Raw genomic sequence first — 18,791 nt, 5'->3', positions numbered from 1 at the left:
AACTAACCTCTCAGTCCGCGAGGACGTCGTTGTCGCCCTGACGCTTGAGCTCGCGGACGAGCAGGGCGACGCCGGTGACGATGGCGGCGGCCGAGACCACCGCGTCGATCAGCTGCAGCTTGTCGTTCTCGAAGCGGGCCCTCTTGGCCTGCTTGATCACGCTGACCGCGCCGAACAGCGTGGTTCCGATGGACAGGTAGGTGCCGGGCCTGGACTTCTTGAAGCCCTTGGCCTTCTTGATCGCACTCATAGGGACGGTGCCTCCTCAAGCAGCGGGTGGCCCCACGTGGCGGTGAACGCGGCCTCGACCGCGGCACCGACCTTGTAGAGCCGGTCGTCGGCCATGGCGGGAGCGATGATCTGCAGACCGACCGGCAGACCGTCCTCCGGCGCCAGACCGCAGGGCAGTGACATTGCCGCGTTCCCCGCCAGGTTCGCCGGAATCGTGCACAGGTCGGCCAGATACATCGCCATCGGGTCGTCCGCGCGCTCGCCGATCGGGAAGGCGGTGGTCGGGGTGGTCGGCGAGATCAGCACATCGACCTGCTCGAACGCCTTCTCGAAGTCCCGGGTGATGAGCGTACGGACCTTCTGCGCGGAGCCGTAGTACGCGTCGTAGTAGCCGGAGCTCAGCGCGTACGTGCCGAGCATGATGCGGCGCTTGACCTCCGGACCGAAGCCCTCCGCACGGGTGAGGGCGGTGACCTCCTCGGCGGACTTCGTCCCGTCGTCGCCCACCCGCAGGCCGTAGCGCATGGCGTCGAAGCGGGCCAGGTTGGACGAGCACTCCGACGGCGCGATCAGGTAGTACGCGGCCAGCGCCTTGTCGAAGGACGGGCAGGAGATCTCCACGATCTCGGCGCCCAGCTCGCGCAGCAGCTCCACCGACTCGTTGAAGCGCTGCATGACGCCGGCCTGGTAGCCCTCGCCCGCGAACTCCTTGACGACGCCGATGCGCATGCCCTTCACGTTTCCGTTGCGGGCGGCCTCGACGACCGGCGGGACCGGGGCGTCGATCGAGGTCGAGTCGAGCGGATCGTGGCCGGCGATGATCTCGTGCAGCAGCGCGGCGTCCAGCACCGTACGGGCACACGGGCCGCCCTGGTCCAGCGAGGACGAGAACGCGACCATGCCGTAGCGGGACACCGCCCCGTACGTCGGCTTGACCCCGACCGTGCCGGTCACGGCGGCCGGCTGGCGGATCGAGCCGCCCGTGTCGGTGCCGATGGCGAGCGGGGCCTGGAAGGAGGCGAGCGAGGCGGAGGAGCCGCCGCCGGAGCCGCCGGGGACACGGGTGAGGTCCCAGGGGTTGCCGGTGGGGCCGAACGCGCTGTTCTCGGTCGAGGACCCCATGGCGAACTCGTCCATGTTGGTCTTGCCGAGCACGATCACGTCCGCGTCCCGCAGCCGCTTGGTCAGCGTCGCGTCGTACGGCGGGATCCACCCTTCGAGGATCTTGGAACCGACGGTGGTCGGGATCCCCTTGGTGGTGAAGATGTCCTTGAGCGCGAGCGGCACCCCGGCCAGCGGGCCCAGCTCCTCGCCGCGCTCCCGCTTCTCGTCCACCGCGCGCGCCTGCACCAGCGCGCCCTCGCGGTCCACGTGGAGGAAGGCGTGCACCTTCTCGTCCACGGCCTCGATACGGGCCAGATGTGCCTCGGTGACCTCGACGGCGGTGACCTCGCCGGAGGCGACCTTGGCGGCGATCTCGGCCGCGGTGAGCCTGGTCAGATCGGTCATGGCGGTCACTCCTCCCCCAGAATCTGCGGCACCTTGAAACGCTGCTGCTCCTTGGCCGGGGCGCAGGCCAGCGCCTCCTGCGGGGTCAGCGACGGACGGACCTCATCCGCGCGCATGACATTGGTCAGCGGCAGCGGGTGAGAGGTCGGCGGTACGTCTTGGTCGGCGACCTCGGAGACGCGGGCGACCGCGCCGATGATGTCGTCCAGCTGTCCGGCGAAGTGGGCGAGCTCTTCGTCCTTCAGCTCCAGACGCGCCAGCCGGGCGAGGTGGGCGACCTCCTCGCGCGTGATGCCAGGCATGCAGCGATCCTCAAGGTGAGTGTGGAGTGTTTTCCCGGCCAATCCTATGGCTCCCGCCGTGCCGGGGGCGAAACGCTTTCCCCACCGGGGATTCGCGCCCCTCCCGATCCGGGCCCCCGGCCCCGTCCGGCACCGGGACCAGGCCCGTAGCGCGCCCATGGGGGCGAACCCCAAGCGGGGCCGGCCGGAGTACGGGGGGGCGGGCCCCAGGGGCCAGGGGACGTGCCCCGGCGAGGCCGACGCTCCGGGCGCCCGCCCGAGCGGACCCGGGCGGGCGCCGGGAGCCGGTACGCGGGGCCATGGGGGCTCGCGGACTCGGGGGCTTGCCCCCAGCGGGGGCCACGACCGGTGCCCTAGCGGGCCCGGGCGGACCCGCCCAGACGGTGCGCGGGGCCCTGGGGGCCGTGGACTCGCGGACTCGCCCCCGGCGGGGCGACGGCCGGGTACCCGAGCGAAGCCCCCGGCGGGGGCCCGGGGGCCGGGGCCCAGAGGGACCCAGAGACTTGCGCCCCGGCTGAGCCAGCGGCCGATGCCCCAGCGGAGCCTCGGCGAGGCCAGGCGCAGCATCCGGAGCCCACGGGGGCCCAGGCCGGAGGCTCAGCCCAAGAGGGCAAGGCGGAGACCTGGGGCTTGCCCCAGCGGGGGCCGGCGGACCGGGGCCCGTGCGGAGCCTCGGCGAGGCCGGGGGCAGTGGCCAAGGTTTCGGGCGAAGACCGGGCCGAGCCCCGTGGCGGGGGGCCGGGGCGGAGCCCGCGGGGTCCGGGGGCCGAGCCCCGTGACGGGCCCGGCGGCCGAGCCCCGAGGCGGGGCCCGGGGCGGGGCCCAGGGGCCGAGCCCGCGGGGTCCGGGGGCCGAGCCCCGTGGGGTCCGGGGGCCGAGCCCCGTGGCGGGGGGGCCGAGCCCCGTGGCGGGGGGCCGGGGCAGAGCCCGGTGACGGGCCCGGCGGTCGAGCCCCGTGGCGGGTCCGGGGGCCGAGGCGGGGGCCGGCGGCCGAGCCCCGAGGCAGGTCCGGGGGCCGAGCCCCCGCGCTGGGCGGGTGGGGCCTGGTGGGCCCACCGCTAGGTGACCGGCTGGTCCGCGTCCTCCTCGGCCTCAGCCTCGGCCGCGGCCTCCGCCGGCGGCGCCTCCTCGTCGCGTCGCCAGCCGCTCTCCCCTCGCGCCCGCAGCCACGCCGTCGTCTCCTCCGGCGGCATCGCGGCGGCCACCAGCCAGCCCTGCACCGCGTCGCAGCCCAGGTCCCGCAGCCGCTCCCATGTCTCGTCGTCCTCGACCCCCTCGGCCACCACCAGCAGGCCCAGGGAGTGTGCGAGATCGACCGTGCAGCGGACGATCTCGGCGTCCTCGTTGTCCACGGCCAGCCGGGCCACGAAGGAGCGGTCGATCTTGAGCTCGCTCACCGGGAGCCGCCGCAGATGCACCAGCGACGAATACCCCGTGCCGAAGTCGTCCAGGGACATCTTCACGCCGTGCCCGGTCAGCCCGGCCAGCGTGTCGGCGGCCCGCTGGGGGTCCTCCAGCAGGACGTGCTCCGTTATCTCCAGCTGGAGGGCGCCCGCCGGGACCCCGTGCCGGGCCAGCCGGCCGGCGACCGCGCCGGCGAAGCCGGGGGTGTGGACGTCACGCGGGGAGACATTGACGGCGACCGGCACCTCCAGACCGTCGGCGCGCCACCGCGCGACCTGGCCGAGCGCCGTCTCCAGCACGTATTCGGTCAGCCGCGGCATCAGCCCGGAGCTCTCGGCCATGGCGATGAACTCGTCCGGCGGCACCCGCCCCCGGTCCGGGTGCACCCACCGTACGAGTGCCTCCAGGCCGGCCACATGGCCGTCGAAGCCGACCTTGGGCTGGTAGTGCAGATCGACATCGCCCGCGTCCAGCGCCCGCCGCAGATCGCCGAGCAGTCCGAGCCGGTCGGGGGTGTTGCCGTCGCGCCGCGCCTCGTACAGCTCGACGCCGCTGCGGTCCCGCTTCGCCTGGTACATGGCGACGTCGGCGCGGCGCAGCAGCCCCTCGGCGTCCAGCGCGTGGTCGGGATAGACGGCGACCCCGGCACTGGCCTCCAGCACCAGGGTCAGCCCGTCCAGGTCGAGGGGCGAGCCGAGATCGCCGACGAGGATGCGGGCGGTGCGCTGGGCGCTGGTGAGCGAGTCGGTGGTGGGCAGCAGCACCGCGAACTCGTCACCCCCGAGCCGCGCCACCTCCGCCCCGCCCGGCAGCGCCAGCCGCAGTCGATCGGCGATCTGGACCAGCAGCCGGTCGCCCGCCAGATGGCCCAGGGTGTCGTTCACCGAACGGAAGCGGTCGAGGTCCAGCAGGACGAGCGCCGTACGGGTGCCGGCCCGCTCGGCCTCGTCCAGCGCGGTCCAGGTGCGCTCCAGCAGCCACTGGCGGTTGGGCAGCCCGGTGAGCGGATCGCGCAGCTGCTCCTCGGCGCGCACCCGGGCGATCCACAGCGTGGAGTCGAGGGCGACCAGCGGCACGGCGAAGAGCGGGAGCAGCAGCGGGGTGTCCCCGGCTACGACGACGATGAGCGGGGCGATGCCGAGCAGCGCGATGCCGACGAGGGCCTGCCGGAAGAGGGCGGTGCGGGCGACGGTGGGCAGTCCGGCGCCGGGCGGCGCGAGGGAGTACCACAGCAGGGCGCGGGTCATCGCGAGGTAGACGAAGGCGGCCAGGGCCGTCTGGGGGATGGCGGACACATCCCATGTGCCGGTGCGCCAGGGGTGTTCGACGGAGGGGGTGGTGCCGAAGGCGGCGAGGGTGAGGGCGGCGGCGCCGACCCCGAGGATGTCGACCGCGCCGTGCAGTACCGCCTGCCGCCAGCGGTGCCGGCGGGCGGCGCCGACGAGCACGACCACGGCGAGGCTGACGAGCATGGCCGGCATCCAGCCGTAGAGCAGCAGCGCGGCCAGGGTTAACGCGGCGCCGGATCCGGTCCCGCCCCACCAGCGGTCACGGCCGAGGGCGACCAGATGGCCGACGATGATTCCGGTGAGCACGGCGAGCGACCAGCCCTCGGTGCCGTCGGGAAAGAGCGCATGGCCCGCGTCGAGCACTCGGAATACTCCGATGCCGAATGCGAAAGCGGCCATGGCGACTGCCGCGGCGGGCAGCGCGGGCAGCACAACCCGGCGCAGCCGCGACGCCGGAGCGGCGCTTTCGGTCGGTTTCATACCCGTCCCTCTCACAGCCGGCGGTGCCAGCGCCACGGCAGGCGCACACCTCAACAGTAGGCGGCAGAAGGCCATGGCGGGCGGCGATCGGCGGCGGTTGCCCAAATGTCACCCGGCGATCCATAACCTTCTGGTATGCGCTGTAAGGGTGATGCCCGCCGACTGTGCCCGGGAAGTGCTCCCAGTCGTAATCCGGCCAGCTTTGAACCGCTGTGCGGACAAGATGGCCGGACTACTCCGCCGGACGGGTGGACCCGACTACTCCAATGGGCTGATCCCAGGGCTACTTCGCCGTCTCTTCCTCCGGCTCCCCGGACTCCTCCGAAGGTGTCAACGCGACCTCTCGCGCCGCTTCGGGCCCCTGTTCGAGCAGGACGGCAAAACCGTCCTCGTTGAGCACGGGAACCTTCAACTGCATCGCTTTGTCGTACTTCGAACCGGGATTGTCGCCCACAACAACGAAATCGGTCTTTTTCGAAACTGAGCCGGTGACCTTCGCACCGCGGCTCTGCAGCGCCTCCTTCGCAGCGTCCCGCGTATGCGATGTGAGCGTGCCCGTGACCACGACGGTGAGCCCCTCCAGCGGGCGCGGCTCCTCGGCCTCGCCCCCTTCCTCCTCCAGCCGCGCCCCGGCCCGCCGCCACTTCTCCACGATCTCGCGGTGCCAGTCCACGGTGAACCACTGCTTCACCGAGGCGGCGATGGTCGGCCCCACTCCCTCGACGGCCGCCAGCTCTTCCTCGCTCGCCTCGGCGATGCGGTCCAGGGAACGGAATTCGCGGGCCAGCGCCGCGGCCGCGACCGGCCCGACATGACGGATCGAAAGACCGGTGATGAAGCGGGCCAGCGGGCGCCGCTTGGCCGCCTCGATATTGGCCAGCATGACCAGGGTGTTCTTCTTGGGCTCGCCCTTCTGGTTGGCGAAGAAGGTGACGACCTTCTCCTCGCCCGTCTCGGGGTCGCGCTTGGGCAGTCCGCTGTCCGGGTCCAGGACGTACGACCTGATGGGCAGCAGCTGTTCGACCTTCAGATCGAACAGATCCCCCTCGTCCTTCATCGGCGGCTCGGCGGGCTCCAGCGGCTGGGTGAGGGCGGTGGCGGCGACATAGCCGAGGCCCTCGATGTCCAGGCATTTGCGGCCCGCGAGGTAGTAGACCCGCTCGCGCAGCTGTGCCGGGCAGGAGCGCGCGTTGGGGCAGCGCAGATCGACGTCGCCCTCCTTGGCGGGCTGCAGCGGCGTACCGCACTCCGGGCATTCGGACGGCATCACGAACTCGCGCTCGGTGCCGTCCCTGAGGTCGACGACCGGCCCCACGATCTCCGGAATGACATCGCCGGCCTTGCGCAGCACCACGGTGTCGCCGATCAGCACACCCTTGGCCTTGACCACGTCCTGGTTGTGCAGCGTCGCGAACTCGACCTCCGAGCCCGCCACCGTGACCGGCTCGACCACCGCGTACGGCGTCACGCGCCCCGTACGCCCCACGCCGACCCGGATGTCGCGCAGCTTGGTGGTGACCTCCTCGGGCGGGAACTTCCAGGCGATCGCCCAGCGCGGCGCCCGCGAGGTGGAGCCGAGCCGACCCTGCAGCGGGATCTCGTCGATCTTGACGACCACACCGTCGATCTCGTGCTCCAGCGAGTGCCGGTGCTTGCTGTCCTCGTAGTACCTGATGTACTCCCGCACGCCCTCCAGGGAGTCCACGACCTTGTAGTGGGCCGCGGTCGGCAGCCCCCACTGGTGCAGCCGCTCATACGCCTGGGAGAGGCGGTCGATGTCGAAGCCCTCGCGCGCGCCGATGCCGTGCACCACCATGCGCAGCGGCCGGCTCGCGGTGACCTTGGGATCCTTCTGCCGCACCGAACCGGCCGCCGCGTTCCGCGGGTTGGCGAAGGGCGGCTTTCCGGCCTCCACCAGCCGGGCGTTGAGCTCCTCAAAACGGTCCCGGGGGAAGTAGATCTCGCCGCGGACCTCCACCAGCTCCGGAATCCCGTCGCCCTTCAGCCGGTTGGGGATCCCCGCGATGGTGCGCACATTGGGGGTGATGTCCTCGCCGGTGCGCCCGTCGCCCCGCGTCGCGGCGCGGGTCAGCCGCCCCCGCTCATAGGTCAGATTGACCGCGAGGCCGTCCACCTTGAGCTCGCACAGGAAGTGGTACGTGGTGTCGCCGAGCTCCCTGGCGATGCGGTCGGCCCAGGCCTCCAACTCCTCGTCGTCGAAGGCGTTGTCCAGGCTGAGCATCCGCTCGCGGTGCTGGACCTCGGTGAACTCCGTCTTGTACGCGCCCGCGACCTTCTGGGTGGGCGAGTCGGGCGTCCGGAGCTCGGGGTACTTCTCCTCCAGGGCCTCCAGCTCGCGCATCAGCTCGTCGAACTCCGCGTCGCTGATGATCGGGGCGTCCTTGACGTAGTACCGGAAGCGGTGCTCCTCGATCTGCTCAGCGAGCTTGGCGTGCTGGTCCCGCACCTCAGCGGGGACTGTCGACTGCTGTTCGCCGGCCACCGTATGGTCCTCCCGTTACTCAGGGTTGTCCGCGAGCGATCTCGCCGCCCGGACACAGTGGGCCAGCGCGGCGCGTGCGTACGCGGGCGAAGCGCCCGCCAGCCCGCACGACGGAGTGATCACCACGGACTCCGCGAGAGCCCCCGGCGTCAGCCCCAGCCTGCGCCACAGCGTCCTGACACCCCTGACGCTACCCGCAGGGTCCGACAACGTGCTGTCCGTGCCCGGCACCGCGCCGATGAGCAGCGCCGTACCCCCCTCCACGGCTTCCCCGATCGCCTCTTCCTCACTCTCCGTGAGCAGCGACAGGTCGAAGGAGATCCCGCTGACGCCCGCGCGCCGCAGCAGCCCGAACGGCACGGCGGGCGCGCACGAGTGCACCACCACGGGCCCGTCCGCCGCCGTCACCAGATCCCGCAGCGCGCCCTCGGCCACGCCCCGTTCCACGGCGGCGTGCGTGCGGTAGCCGCTGGCCGTACGGACGCTCCCGCGCAGCACCGACGTCAGCGACGGCTCGTCGAGCTGCAGCACCACCTCGGCGCCGGGCACCCTGCGGCGTACCTCCGCCAGATGGGCGCGCACCCCCTCGGCCAGCGAGGACGTCAGATCGCGGCGGGCGCCCGGGTCGCTCAGCGCGACCTCCCCGTTGCGCAGCTCGAGGGAGGCGGCCAGGGTCCACGGCCCGACGGCCGACACCTTGAGCGCACCCTGGTACCCCTGGGTGAACTCCTCCAGCGCGTCGAGGTCCTCTCCCAGCCAGGACCGGGCCCGCCGGGTGTCCCGCCCCGCCCGGTCGCTGATCCGCCAGCCGCTCGGCTCCACGTGGGCGTACAGCTCGACGAGCATCCCGGCGGTCCGCCCGATCATGTCCGCGCCGGGCCCCCGCGCGGGCAGCTCCGGAAGGTACGGAAGGGCATCCAGCGACCCGGTGACGGTCTTCGCGGCCTCCCGCGCGTCGCCGCCCGGCATCGATCCGACGCCGCTCGCGGCCCCCGTGCCCCAGCTGTGCCTGTTGGTCGTCTTCTCGCTCACCCGGGAAGGGTAGTCCGCTCGGGGGCCATGCCTCGGAGGGCAGGGCGTCCGTCGTCCAAGGTCGCACCGCTGAGGTGTCACGGTCATGCCATGAGAACCAGGGGGAACATGACGAAGGCAACGCGGCGACGGCCGCGCACACCGTGGGCGCTCGCGCTGGACATCGGCGGCTGGCAGGCGTGGGAGCACCTGCGGCCGACGGACTACCACGAGCACAACAGCGGGGCGGAGGGCGCGTTCCCCACCCCGCTCGGCCGCGGCGTCCCGGCGGCGCCCGACCGCGTCGTACGAAAGCAGATCCGCGACACCGCGGCGATCTTCGGCGGGCTGTCCTTCCACGAGGCCGACGACGACGAGATGGGCAACAGCCGTGGCCTGGTGGCCCGTGATCTGCGCACCGGCAAGCCGACAGTGATTCGCAGGAGGCACTGCGGATCGCAGGCGGCGAAGTGCTGGCATCCCGAAGCGGCGAGCTCACGGCTTTCGACGCGAAGAGCGGCAAGCGGGCGTGGCCGGCCGACCTCCCGAAGAACTGCCGGACGACCGGCGCGGTCAGCTTCACCGTAGGGACCGCGGTCGCGATCCGCGCCTCCTGCCCGCGCTCGTCCTACGGCGATGACACCGTGCCCGGAATCGACAGGCGGAGTGGAGCGGTGCGCTGGCACTGCCTGCTGCACACCGCCGCATTGCCGAAGCTGCCCCTGGACGGCGACGAAGAGCAGGTCCTCGACCCGTGGGTCGCGCGGGATGGTGTGGTCGCCGTCGGCCGGTCAGGGATGTTCACCAACCGCGACCCCGACCTCGCCGTCATCGGCGGCTGACGGACGCATCCCCGGCTCAGCCTCGGGGCCGCACCTGAAGGTCGGTGATCTCCGCGTCACACGGCAGATCGAGCGCCGCGAGGACGGTCATCGCGACCGTCTCCGGCGCCATCCAGCGCTCTGGGTCGTACTCCTTGCCCTCCTGCTGGTGCACCTTCACCTGCATCGGCGTGGCCGTCCGGCCCGGGTAGACGGTCGTCACCCGTACACCGTTGCCGCTCTCCTCCCAGCGCAGCGCGTCGGCCAGCGCCTTGAGCCCGTGCTTGCTGGCGGCGTACGCGCCCCACTGGGCGTTGGCGCGCAGCCCGGCGCCGGAGTTGACGAAGATGACATGGCCCTGCGCCAGCCGCAGCTGCGGCAGCAGCAGCCGGGTCAGCTCGGCGGGCGCGACGAGGTTGGCGGCGAGCTGCCGGTTCCAGGCCTTCGGGGTCAGCTCGCCGATCTCCCCCAGGTCGACGACCCCGGCGATGTGCATCAGCGAGTCGAGCCGGTCGGGCAGCGTCTGGTGGCTCAGCGCCCAGGACAGCTTCTCCGGGTCCGCCAGGTCACCGACGACCGTCCGCGCGCCCGGAAACCGTCCCGCCAGCTCCTTCGCCCGTCCGGCGTCCCGCGCGAGCAGCCACAGCTCGTCGCCGCGCGCGGCCAGCCGCTCCGCGACCGCCCCGCCGATGCCCGAGCCTGCCCCAGTGATCAGATGCGTTCCCATGCCCCCAGCTTGCCCCACTGGTCCCGCCGACCCGACGACGACCCGTTCGTCGAGACGACGGGGCGCCGGCCCTCCCCGCCCGGGCTTGGCGCAATCCCGCGCACTACGCGCCGGCGGCCTTCCCGCCGGTCGCCTTCATCATGTATCGGCTCGGCCTGGGGCCAGGGGACTAAACGGCCTCCAGATACGCCATCGCCGCCGCACCGTCCTCCGCGAAGAAGACCAGCTCGCCCAGCGGGCGGGGCAGGAAGCCCTCCTCCTCCATCCGCTGGAACTGCTGCTTCAGCCCGTCGTAGAACCCGGCCGCGTTGAGCAGCACCACCGGCTTGATGTGCAGCCCGTGCTTCTTCAGCTCCAGGATCTCGGTCGCCTCGTCCAGCGTCCCGGTCCCGCCCACCATGACCACCACCGCGTCCGCCCGCGCGAGCAGCTGCGCCTTGCGCTCGGCGAGATCCTTGGCGACCACCATCTCGTCGGCGTTCTTACGGGCCTTCTCCGCCAGGAACTCCACCGATATCCCGACCAGCCGCCCCCCGTTCTCCTGCACCCCGTCCGCCATGACCTTCATCAGCCCGACATCCGACCCGCCCCAGACAAGGGTGTGCCCGCCCTTCCCGATCAGCTCGGCGAACTCCCGGGCGGGAGCGGTGTAGCGGGCGTCGAGATCGGCGGCGGAGCAGAAGACGCAGATATTCATGCCGGTCACTCTACGAGCCGCCCCTGACAGTCTCCCGACTGCGCGCCACGCGGATCGCGTCGTGCAGCGCCTCGGTGAGCCGGGCGGAGAGGAAACGGAATTCACCGCGCGGGATCTTGGGGTCGGCGAGCATCGCCCGCGCGTGGCGCAGCAGCTCCTCGCCGATGGTCAGCTGCATGGCCTCGATCTGGTCTGCGCAGGGCGGTATGGGAGGGCCAGCTGCGTCACCTGCTGAAGTGCGCCGAACTGCACAACCTCCAGCTACAGATCATGCCGAACTCTCGGGAGACCAATGCCGGTGTCGACGGCCCCATGGTCTTGCTGGAGACCCCGGATCACCGCACCATCGGTTACGTCGAGGGGCAGCGTGGCAGTTACTTCCTGACGGACCCCGAAGACGTGAGCGTGCTCAGCCATCGCTATGGCACCATCCAGTCGCAAGCCCTGGACCCCGAGTCATCGGTGACCTTCATCAAGCGACTGCTGGCAGGAGACCAATGAGCACCGAACTGGCATGGTTCAAGAGCAGTTACAGCGGCGGCGAGGGCCAAGCCTGCGTCGAAGTCGCCGTCGAGTGGCGCAAGTCCAGCTACAGCGGCGGCCAAGACGAAGCGTGCGTCGAGGTGGCCGCCTGCGCCCATGCCATACACATCCGCGACTCCAAGGACACCGCGATACCGCCCCTCACCGTCACCGCACCCGCCTGGTCCGCCTTCGTGGCCTTCGCCGCCCGGCAGCCCGTCGCCGCCGACAACTGATGTGCGGGTTTCGCCTCGCGCGCTTCGGGGTGGCGTCGGCGCTCCCCCTCCCCCGGCCCCAAAAAAATGCTTGATCTGCCGCAACTACTTCATCAAGCAATTGAGAAAAGGCACCCGCCCCTGGCGCCGATACCGGCCTCCCGGACGGCGACGGCACGGTCACCCGCGCCCCACCCCGCCCGATGCTCCCCCGCGCGAAGCGCGCGAGACGATGCCCGCAGCCAACCACCGGAGCGTTCCGCCGCCCGGTGCCATGCCCGTTTGGGCTGGTCGTGCCAGTTGCCGGATAGGCGTCAGCCGGTGGGGCGGCGCCAGGGGCCGGCGGGCCGATAGCCGGTGGGGCGGGCCCGCGACGGGCGGGGGGCGACCGGGGGCGGGGTGGGCCCGCCCCGGCCGCTGGGGTCACCGCGTGAAATGGAAGATGCCCCATGTCACATGGTTGTTTCTGCCGCCCTCGACCCAGTTGGTAAGACCTTTCTTCATGCGCGCGAGGTAGTCGGCGCTCACCTGGCCGGCCAGGCCGTCGGCCTCCTGGCGGAGGGTCTCGTCCAGCACCCGGGCGTAGTGGGTTGTCAGTTGCTCTCGGTGTTCCTCGAAGCCGCCGCCGACCTCGGTGAACCCAAGTCGCGCCAGCTCATGGCGGTAGAAGTCGGGCGAGCCCATGTCCTCCAGGTGGATGCGGTCCAGGATGGGGCGCAGCGTCTCGGGCGGGCAGCCGTCGACCGCCATGGGGTCGGTGAAGATCAAGTGGCCGCCGGGGCGCAGCACGCGGGCGGCCTCTTCCAGGGGGCGGGCGCGGTTGCCGCTGTGCAGTAGGGCGTCCTGGGACCAGACCATGTCGACGCTGTGGTCGGGGAGCGGGATGCTCTCGAAGGAGCCGTCCACCACCTCGATGGCCTCGCTCAGCCCGCGCTCGGCGTTCAGCGCACGGTGACGGGCGTTTTCCACGTCGCTGAGATTGAGGGCGATGACGCTGCAGCCGTACGTCTCGGCCAGGTAGCGCGCGGAGCCGCCGAAGCCCGCCCCGAGATCGAGCACAACGGAGGACGGCGTGAGGTCGAGCTGTCGCGCCATGTGCGCCACGGTGCGCCTGCTGGCATCGGCAATCGGCTCGTCGGGCCTGTCGTACATGCCGATGTGGATGTCTTCCCCTCCCCAGACATGGGAGTAGAAGGCGTCGGCGTCCGCGGAGTTGTAGTAGTCGCGTGCGGTGCCGACGGCTTGGGAATACTCCACGACCGGCTCCGCCGTCATTCGGTATTCCTTTTCCGCGACGTGGATGAAGAAGTCGGGCTGCTCCTCCCGGTGGGTGTGCTGGAAGTCGCCGTACGTCTCGATCCGCTGAAAGCCGACCTCCTGCATGAGCCTGCGCGTGTAGTCCTTGCGCAGCGGGAACATGTTCAGGTGGTAGACGGATTCGTCGGGGAAGCTGTAGCGCATGCGCACCAGCCCCTCGTCCACGTACTCCGGCTCGACGGCGACGTCCTCTCCGCAGTAGTAGTACACATGCTTGCTGGTGTAGCCGCGATCGAGGATCGCGTCGTAGTTGCGCTGGTCGAGGACGAGGATTCCGTCGTGCTTGAGCATCGCGTAGAACTCCGCGAGCGCCTTGCGTCGGTCACGCTCCGAGAACAGGTGGGTGAAGGAGTTCCCGAGGCAGACAATGGCGTCGTACTCGCCGTGCGCGTCGCGATTGAGCCAGCGCCAGTCCGCATGTACGACGCGGAGGATGTGTTCTCCGTGCTTGAGTCCGTTGTCGAATGCCTGGGCGAGCATCTCGGCGCTGCCATCGGCACTCACGGTCTCGAATCCGGCTTCCAGTAGCCGCACCGAATGAAAACCGGTCCCCGTGGCCACATCGAGGACCTTCTTCACGCCACGCTCCCGCAGGAGGTCGATGAAAAACGCCCCCTCGCTTTCCGTCCGCCTTTCCCAGTCGATGAGCGAGTCCCATTTTTCGACGAAGCTCGGTACGTACTCCTCGGTGTAATGATCGGTGTCCCGGACGTCGAATGGATTGTCGCCGAATTTCTGTACAGATCGCGCAGAAATAACGAACCTCCGGTGCTGAGACAGCGGACAACGGCACCCGTTGCCCGCCGGTGCACATTCCCGATATCACAAGATACATGCCACCCGCAGAGCCAATTGTGCGTAAATCCCAGGAATCGCAACTTCACCAAATGGAACTAATGGTGGCATATACGCATGCACAGGGCGAACCGGGTCATGTCCGCGGGGTGGGTTGCTCGGTGGCGGCCCAGCCGGCCAGGAACATCAGAGCCTCGGACGAGCGGGAATCCGGTTAGGCGCCACCGCCACCGCCACGCTGACGACGACGGCCGCCGCGGAAGGCTTGGCCCGGCCGCGGCGTCGGCCACGGACCGGCCCGGCAGGGGGCGGAGGATGCGGTGGCCGATGGGACGGAGGCTGAGGCGGATGCGCCACTGGGATTCTCCCTCTCGAATGAGGCCCGCCCGTACGCGGACATACGGGTGCCGTTTGACGAATGCGGCGGGGGCGGTTTTGAATCCTGCCTCTCATGACCCGATAATTCAAATCGACTATTTCTTATCCATACATCAGTCGAAGTGATCCGCGGATTATTTCCGATGGCCGGTGATGTGAATTCACCGCATTCCGAGGAAAATGAAACGGGTCGTGTCCCGCCGCGGACAGACGCGGATCAGCCCGGGGTCTGCTGCGGCGTCGGCTCGGTGGACGGCTCCGGCTGTGTGGGTTCCACCGAGGGAAGGGGCGGCTCGGGCTCCGTGGGCTCGGCCACCGGCCCCGTCGGCTCGGGGCCCACGCTCGCCGTGGCGATGACGAGGGTGACGGTGGCGCCCGGCTCCAGCGAGGTGCCCGGGTCCGGGCTCTGGGTGATGACCGTGCCGGCGCCGGCCGTGCCGGACGGCTCCTCGGTGATCTGGGCGGTCAGACCCGCCTGCGCCAGCGTACGGGTCGCCTCCTCCCGGGACATGCCCTGAAGGTCGGGGACGAGGACTCCCTCACCGTCGCCGCTGTCCGAGGCGTCGCTGCCCGTGTCCTTGCGGGTGGTGTCGCCGGTGGCGGGGCCGACCGGGCGGTCGATGACCCTGCCGGGCCGGTCGACGTCCCGCAGCACGAACTTGCCGACCTTCTTCTTGCCGGGGCGGACGATCACGTCCTTGTCCTTGTCGTGCTTCCACCGCTCGCCCAGGTGGTCCGGTATCTCGACCTTGATGTCACCCAGGCCGTGCTTGGGCTCCTTCAGCGGGTTCCCGCAATTGCACTTGACGACCGGCACGCCCCGCTCGTCGACCAGAACCGCGATACCGGCCTGAAGCAGGGCGTCATACCCCTCCGCCTTGCCGCCCTTGAAGCGGTGGTTGCGTACGAGGGTGTCGTTTCCCAGCAGCACGGGCGTCAGCGTGGCGATGAATTTCTTGATGTCGCTCACATCGATGCCCAGCGCCTCGGCCCAGGCCAGTGCCTTCTTCCGGTTCCCGGGGTCGAGCAGGAAGCTGACCAACGCGCCTGTCTTGCACCGCTTTTTGCTGAGGCTGCCGCCGAACAGCCCCTTCTTCGCGCCGGATTGCTCCCCGCCGCCCGCCACGGGCCTGACCCCGTCGCGGTCACCGCCGCTCAGCCGTGTGAAGAACGGCGACTCGGCGACCATGCCGACCGCCTCCGCCGCGACGGCGGCCTTCTTCACGCAGCCGTTCGCCAGCAGGCCCATCCCGACGACCAGCACCAGCAGGGCGGATATCGCTCGTCCGACCCTGCCACGACGGCGACGTACCGCACGAACCCTCATGTTCTGTTCTCCCCCCGATTTCCTGAAAGCCAGGTTCCCCGTGGGAGAGGTCTCCGCAAACCGCCCGGTTGCGACTTATCGAGTTGATTTACCCGAATACGCCTCGGCGGTCTCAGCGGCATTCCGCCGCACCAGAGGTGTGGCAGCGGTGCAGGTACGCGCTCCTCAGCGCGCCCCCGCGCCCCCGCGCCCCGCGCGCCCGGGCCGACGCGCGCCCGGGCCGACACGCGGACCGTGCGGAGTGGGGCTACCGAGCGACCGCCGGCGCGCGCTCCGTCGTGGCGATCGTGGCCGAGCCAACGACGCGGGTGCCGTCGTACAGGACGATCGCCTGGCCCGGGGCCACGCCCCGGACCGGCTCGGCGAAGGTGACGTGGAGCTCGGCGTCTCCCAGCGGCTCCGCCGTCACCTCGGTCTCGCCGCCGTGGGCACGCAGCTGGGCGGTGTAGGTGCCGGGGCCCATCGGAGGGGCTCCGCACCAGCGGGGCTTGATGGCGGTGAGGGCGGAGACGTCCAGGGCTTCGGCGGGGCCGACGGTGACCGTGTTGTTCACCGGGGAGATGTCCAGGACATAGCGCGGCTTGCCGTCGGGCGCGGGGTGGCCGATGCGCAGGCCCTTGCGCTGGCCGATGGTGAAGCCGTACGCACCCTCGTGGCTGCCGAGCTTACGGCCGTCCTCGTCGACGATGTCGCCCTCGGCCGTGCCGAGGTGGTTCGCGAGGAAGCCCTGGGTGTCGCCGTCCGCGATGAAGCAGATGTCATGGCTGTCGGGCTTCTTGGCGACGGCGAGCCCCCGCCGCTCGGCCTCCGCGCGGATCTCGTCCTTGGTGGTCAGGGTGTCGCCGAGGGGGAACATCGCATGGGCGAGCTGACGCTCGTCGAGGACGCCGAGGACGTACGACTGGTCCTTGGCCATATCGCTGGCGCGGTGCAGCTCACGGGTGCCGTCCTCGCGCTGTACGACCGTGGCGTAGTGGCCGGTGCAGACGGCGTCGAAGCCGAGGGCCAGCGCCTTGTCCAGCAGCGCCGCGAACTTGATCTTCTCGTTGCAGCGCAGGCACGGATTGGGGGTGCGGCCCGCCTGGTACTCGGCGATGAAGTCCTCGACCACGTCCTCGCGGAAGCGCTCGGCCAGGTCCCAGACGTAGAACGGGATGCCGATGACATCGGCGGCGCGCCGGGCGTCGCGCGAGTCCTCGATGGTGCAGCAGCCCCGGGCGCCGGTACGGAAGGACTGCGGGTTGGCGGAGAGCGCGAGGTGGACGCCGGTCACATCGTGGCCCGCCTCGGCCGCGCGGGCGGCGGCGACCGCGGAGTCCACGCCGCCGGACATGGCGGCGAGGACACGCAGGCGACGGCCGTCGCGGGGACCTGTGGGCGCACCGGGGAAGTCAGTCATAACCCAGCCAGCATAAGTCGCCGCATGTGCGACGACTAATGAGATGGGTTCCGGCCACGCCTGGGGCCTGCCCCCGCCTCAGTTTCCGCGGGCACGCTCCAGGACACGCTGGACGGTGTCCAGCGCCTGGTCGACCTCGTTCGCGAGGTAGATCATGTCGACGAAGGCGTGCTGGATGCCCGCCTCCCGCTCCGCCCGGACCAGGGTGGTCACGATGTCCTCGACGGAGGCGACGGCGTCGGGGTTGATCCGCAGGATCGCGTCGAACCGGGCCGGATCCCGCCCCTCCCGCTCGACCGCCTCCCGCACCGCGCCCAGCTGCTCGGCGAGGGCGGCCACGGGGTCGGGGCCCCCGGGCTTTCCCGGGACGATCGCGATCGGCAGCCAGCCGTCGGCGCGCCGGGCCACCCGGCGGAGGGCGGCGGGGGCGAAGGCGGCGAGGTAGATCGGCGGGTGGGGGCGGGAGGCCGGTTTGAGGTCGACATGGCCGGCGGGCACGGTCCAGTGCCGGCCGCGGTACTCGACCGGGTTCTCGGTCCACCAGGCGGTCAGGGCGTCGATGGACTCGTCGAGGCGGCGGCCGCGCTCCGCCATCGGCACGTTCACCGCCTCGTACTCCTCGGGGGACCAGCCGGTGCCGAGCCCGACCAGCAGCCGGCCCGCGCTCAGCAGATCGACGGTGGTGAGGGAGCGGGCGAGCATCGCGGGCGGATACCAGGGCGCGTTGATCACATTGGTGCCGAGCTGGACCCGCTCGGTGGCCGCGGCGGCGGTGGCCAGCAGGGTGAAGGGGTCAAGAGCGGTACGGAACTCCGGCGGGATCGTATCGGTGCCCGCGTAGCCGACGGTGGGATGGACGGGGGCGAGCAGCCGGTCTCCGACCCACAGACTGTCCGCGCCGAGCTCCTCGGCCCGGCGCGCGAACCGCGCGATGTCCTCCGGATGGTGGGCCAGCTCACCGAACTGGGGAAGGGCGAACCCGATGCGCATACCGTCAGCTCCTCATCGTGCTGGTGGTCATGGCGAACATGGATGGATCTTCGTTAGTTCAACCTCCGGTTACCCGTGGGGCCAGAGGGCGGCTCCCCGGTACATACGGATCCCGCCATGATCCCCGATGGCGGAACCGGAGGGCCTCCCCCACGCGTTGAGCGGTCCATGAGCGAGACCACGACCGGCGAGGGGCGCCGCGCCGGCAGCGGCGTGAGCCGGCGCACCGTGCTGCTCGGCACCACCGCGGCCGGGCTCGGCGCGGCCGGAGTCGCCGGGTACGCCGCGCGGGACGAGCCGGCCCGGCTGTGGTGGCGGCTGCTTGGGGTGGACCAGCCGCGCGAGAAGGGGGCGGTCGACCAGCCGGGCGCGGAGTGGATCGCCGCCTCGGGGGCGAACTGGCGGCGGGCGGACCGGCCGTACGACTACACCGTCGACCGGGTGGTGATCCATGTCGTCCAGGGCAGCTTCCAGGACGCGGTGAGGGTCTTCCGGGACCCCGGACACCGCGCCGCGGCGCACTATGTGGTGCGCCGCGACGGCCGTATAGCGCAGATGGTCCGTGAGTCGGACGTGGCGTTCCACGCGGGCAACCGCCCGTACAACGAGCGCAGCATCGGCATCGAGCACGAGGGGTACGTCAGCCGGGCGAGCTCGTTCACGGACGCGATGTACCGCTCCTCGGCCCGGCTGACCGCGGCGATCTGCGAGCGATACGGCATACCGCGGGACCGCGAGCACATCGTCGGCCATGTGCAGGTGCCGGGGACCGACCACACCGATCCGGGCCGCCACTGGGACTGGGGCCGCTATCTGCGCCTGGTGCGGGCGGTGCGGCCCGGTCCCGGGTCCTCGCCACGAGCCGGATGAGTCG

General features: G+C 71.0%; 18 protein-coding genes. 5 read left to right on the top strand and 13 right to left on the bottom strand.

Annotation, left to right across the window (positions count from 1 at the left end; all coding sequences use genetic code 11):
• Positions 1 to 10 precede the first annotated feature (10 nt).
• From ABZS71_RS02290 to ABZS71_RS02265, 6 genes are all read right to left on the bottom strand, one after another.
• Positions 11 to 250 carry a hypothetical protein gene (locus tag ABZS71_RS02290; protein WP_355847758.1) on the bottom strand — a complete coding sequence of 80 codons (240 nt, stop codon included), beginning with the start codon at positions 248 to 250 and terminating at the stop codon, positions 11 to 13.
• Complete coding sequence (gatA, locus tag ABZS71_RS02285; protein WP_356206774.1) at positions 247 to 1,740, bottom strand: Asp-tRNA(Asn)/Glu-tRNA(Gln) amidotransferase subunit GatA; 1,494 nt, start codon at positions 1,738 to 1,740, stop codon at positions 247 to 249. The genes ABZS71_RS02290 and gatA overlap by 4 nt, the downstream gene beginning before the upstream one ends.
• Before the next feature lie 5 nt (positions 1,741 to 1,745).
• Positions 1,746 to 2,042, bottom strand: a complete 297-nt coding sequence (gatC, locus tag ABZS71_RS02280; RefSeq protein ID WP_355847753.1) for an Asp-tRNA(Asn)/Glu-tRNA(Gln) amidotransferase subunit GatC — start codon at positions 2,040 to 2,042, stop codon at positions 1,746 to 1,748.
• Between the two features lie 1,058 nt (positions 2,043 to 3,100).
• Positions 3,101 to 5,215: an EAL domain-containing protein gene (locus ABZS71_RS02275; RefSeq protein ID WP_355847749.1), complete on the bottom strand. Its 2,115-nt coding sequence runs from the start codon at positions 5,213 to 5,215 to the stop codon at positions 3,101 to 3,103.
• A gap of 283 nt (positions 5,216 to 5,498) precedes the next feature.
• Positions 5,499 to 7,718 (bottom strand): NAD-dependent DNA ligase LigA, encoded by a 2,220-nt coding sequence (gene ligA / locus ABZS71_RS02270; RefSeq protein ID WP_356206771.1) that lies wholly within the window; start codon positions 7,716 to 7,718, stop codon positions 5,499 to 5,501.
• A 15-nt stretch (positions 7,719 to 7,733) separates the two neighbouring features.
• Positions 7,734 to 8,750: a methionine synthase gene (locus ABZS71_RS02265; protein WP_356206769.1), complete on the bottom strand. Its 1,017-nt coding sequence runs from the start codon at positions 8,748 to 8,750 to the stop codon at positions 7,734 to 7,736.
• A 108-nt stretch (positions 8,751 to 8,858) separates the two neighbouring features.
• On the opposite strand from ABZS71_RS02265, the gene ABZS71_RS02260 reads away from it, so the two are divergent.
• Complete coding sequence (locus tag ABZS71_RS02260) at positions 8,859 to 9,317, top strand: hypothetical protein (protein ID WP_356206889.1); 459 nt, start codon at positions 8,859 to 8,861, stop codon at positions 9,315 to 9,317.
• Entirely contained in the window at positions 9,200 to 9,571 is a 372-nt protein-coding gene (locus ABZS71_RS02255; RefSeq protein ID WP_356206766.1) for a PQQ-binding-like beta-propeller repeat protein, read from the top strand. The genes ABZS71_RS02260 and ABZS71_RS02255 overlap by 118 nt, the downstream gene beginning before the upstream one ends.
• A gap of 16 nt (positions 9,572 to 9,587) precedes the next feature.
• Here the strand turns inward: ABZS71_RS02255 and ABZS71_RS02250 are convergent, their stop codons facing one another.
• The 3 genes from ABZS71_RS02250 to ABZS71_RS02240 form a co-directional block, all read right to left on the bottom strand.
• On the bottom strand, positions 9,588 to 10,277 hold the full coding sequence (locus ABZS71_RS02250) for an SDR family oxidoreductase (RefSeq protein WP_355847737.1): 690 nt from the start codon (positions 10,275 to 10,277) through the stop codon (positions 9,588 to 9,590).
• A gap of 169 nt (positions 10,278 to 10,446) precedes the next feature.
• Positions 10,447 to 10,974 (bottom strand): TIGR00730 family Rossman fold protein, encoded by a 528-nt coding sequence (locus tag ABZS71_RS02245; protein ID WP_355847734.1) that lies wholly within the window; start codon positions 10,972 to 10,974, stop codon positions 10,447 to 10,449.
• 10 nt (positions 10,975 to 10,984) lie between these two features.
• Entirely contained in the window at positions 10,985 to 11,152 is a 168-nt protein-coding gene (locus ABZS71_RS02240; RefSeq protein WP_356206764.1) for a hypothetical protein, read from the bottom strand.
• Between ABZS71_RS02240 and ABZS71_RS02235 the strand changes: the two genes are divergently transcribed.
• Positions 11,074 to 11,475 (top strand): Scr1 family TA system antitoxin-like transcriptional regulator, encoded by a 402-nt coding sequence (locus tag ABZS71_RS02235; protein WP_356206875.1) that lies wholly within the window; start codon positions 11,074 to 11,076, stop codon positions 11,473 to 11,475. The two genes, ABZS71_RS02240 and ABZS71_RS02235, sit on opposite strands and share 79 nt — an antisense overlap.
• The gene (locus ABZS71_RS02230; protein ID WP_356206761.1) at positions 11,472 to 11,732 is read left to right on the top strand and encodes a DUF397 domain-containing protein; all 261 of its coding nucleotides are present in this window, start codon (positions 11,472 to 11,474) and stop codon (positions 11,730 to 11,732) included. The genes ABZS71_RS02235 and ABZS71_RS02230 overlap by 4 nt, the downstream gene beginning before the upstream one ends.
• 402 nt (positions 11,733 to 12,134) lie before the next feature.
• On the opposite strand, the gene ABZS71_RS02225 is transcribed toward ABZS71_RS02230, so the two are convergent.
• From ABZS71_RS02225 to ABZS71_RS02210, 4 genes are all read right to left on the bottom strand, one after another.
• On the bottom strand, positions 12,135 to 13,607 hold the full coding sequence (locus ABZS71_RS02225; RefSeq protein ID WP_355847725.1) for a methyltransferase domain-containing protein: 1,473 nt from the start codon (positions 13,605 to 13,607) through the stop codon (positions 12,135 to 12,137).
• Positions 13,608 to 14,418: 811 nt separating this feature from the next.
• Positions 14,419 to 15,528, bottom strand: a complete 1,110-nt coding sequence (locus ABZS71_RS02220) for a PASTA domain-containing protein (RefSeq protein ID WP_356206759.1) — start codon at positions 15,526 to 15,528, stop codon at positions 14,419 to 14,421.
• Positions 15,529 to 15,775: 247 nt separating this feature from the next.
• A complete protein-coding gene (gene mnmA, locus ABZS71_RS02215) occupies positions 15,776 to 16,927 on the bottom strand; it encodes a tRNA 2-thiouridine(34) synthase MnmA (protein ID WP_356206757.1) in 1,152 nt (383 codons plus the stop codon).
• A 78-nt stretch (positions 16,928 to 17,005) separates the two neighbouring features.
• Entirely contained in the window at positions 17,006 to 17,917 is a 912-nt protein-coding gene (locus ABZS71_RS02210; protein ID WP_356206755.1) for a TIGR03619 family F420-dependent LLM class oxidoreductase, read from the bottom strand.
• Between the two features lie 168 nt (positions 17,918 to 18,085).
• Here ABZS71_RS02210 and ABZS71_RS02205 point away from each other — a divergent pair, with 168 nt between their 5' ends.
• Entirely contained in the window at positions 18,086 to 18,787 is a 702-nt protein-coding gene (locus ABZS71_RS02205; protein ID WP_356206752.1) for a peptidoglycan recognition family protein, read from the top strand.
• Positions 18,788 to 18,791: the final 4 nt, after the last annotated feature.

The sequence above is a fragment of the Streptomyces sp. NPDC005393 genome (genome assembly GCF_040606675.1).
Classification (GTDB): Bacteria; Actinomycetota; Actinomycetes; order Streptomycetales; family Streptomycetaceae; genus Streptomyces.
Note: the sequence above shows the minus strand (reverse complement) of the source record. Positions and strands in the feature narration are given on the sequence as shown.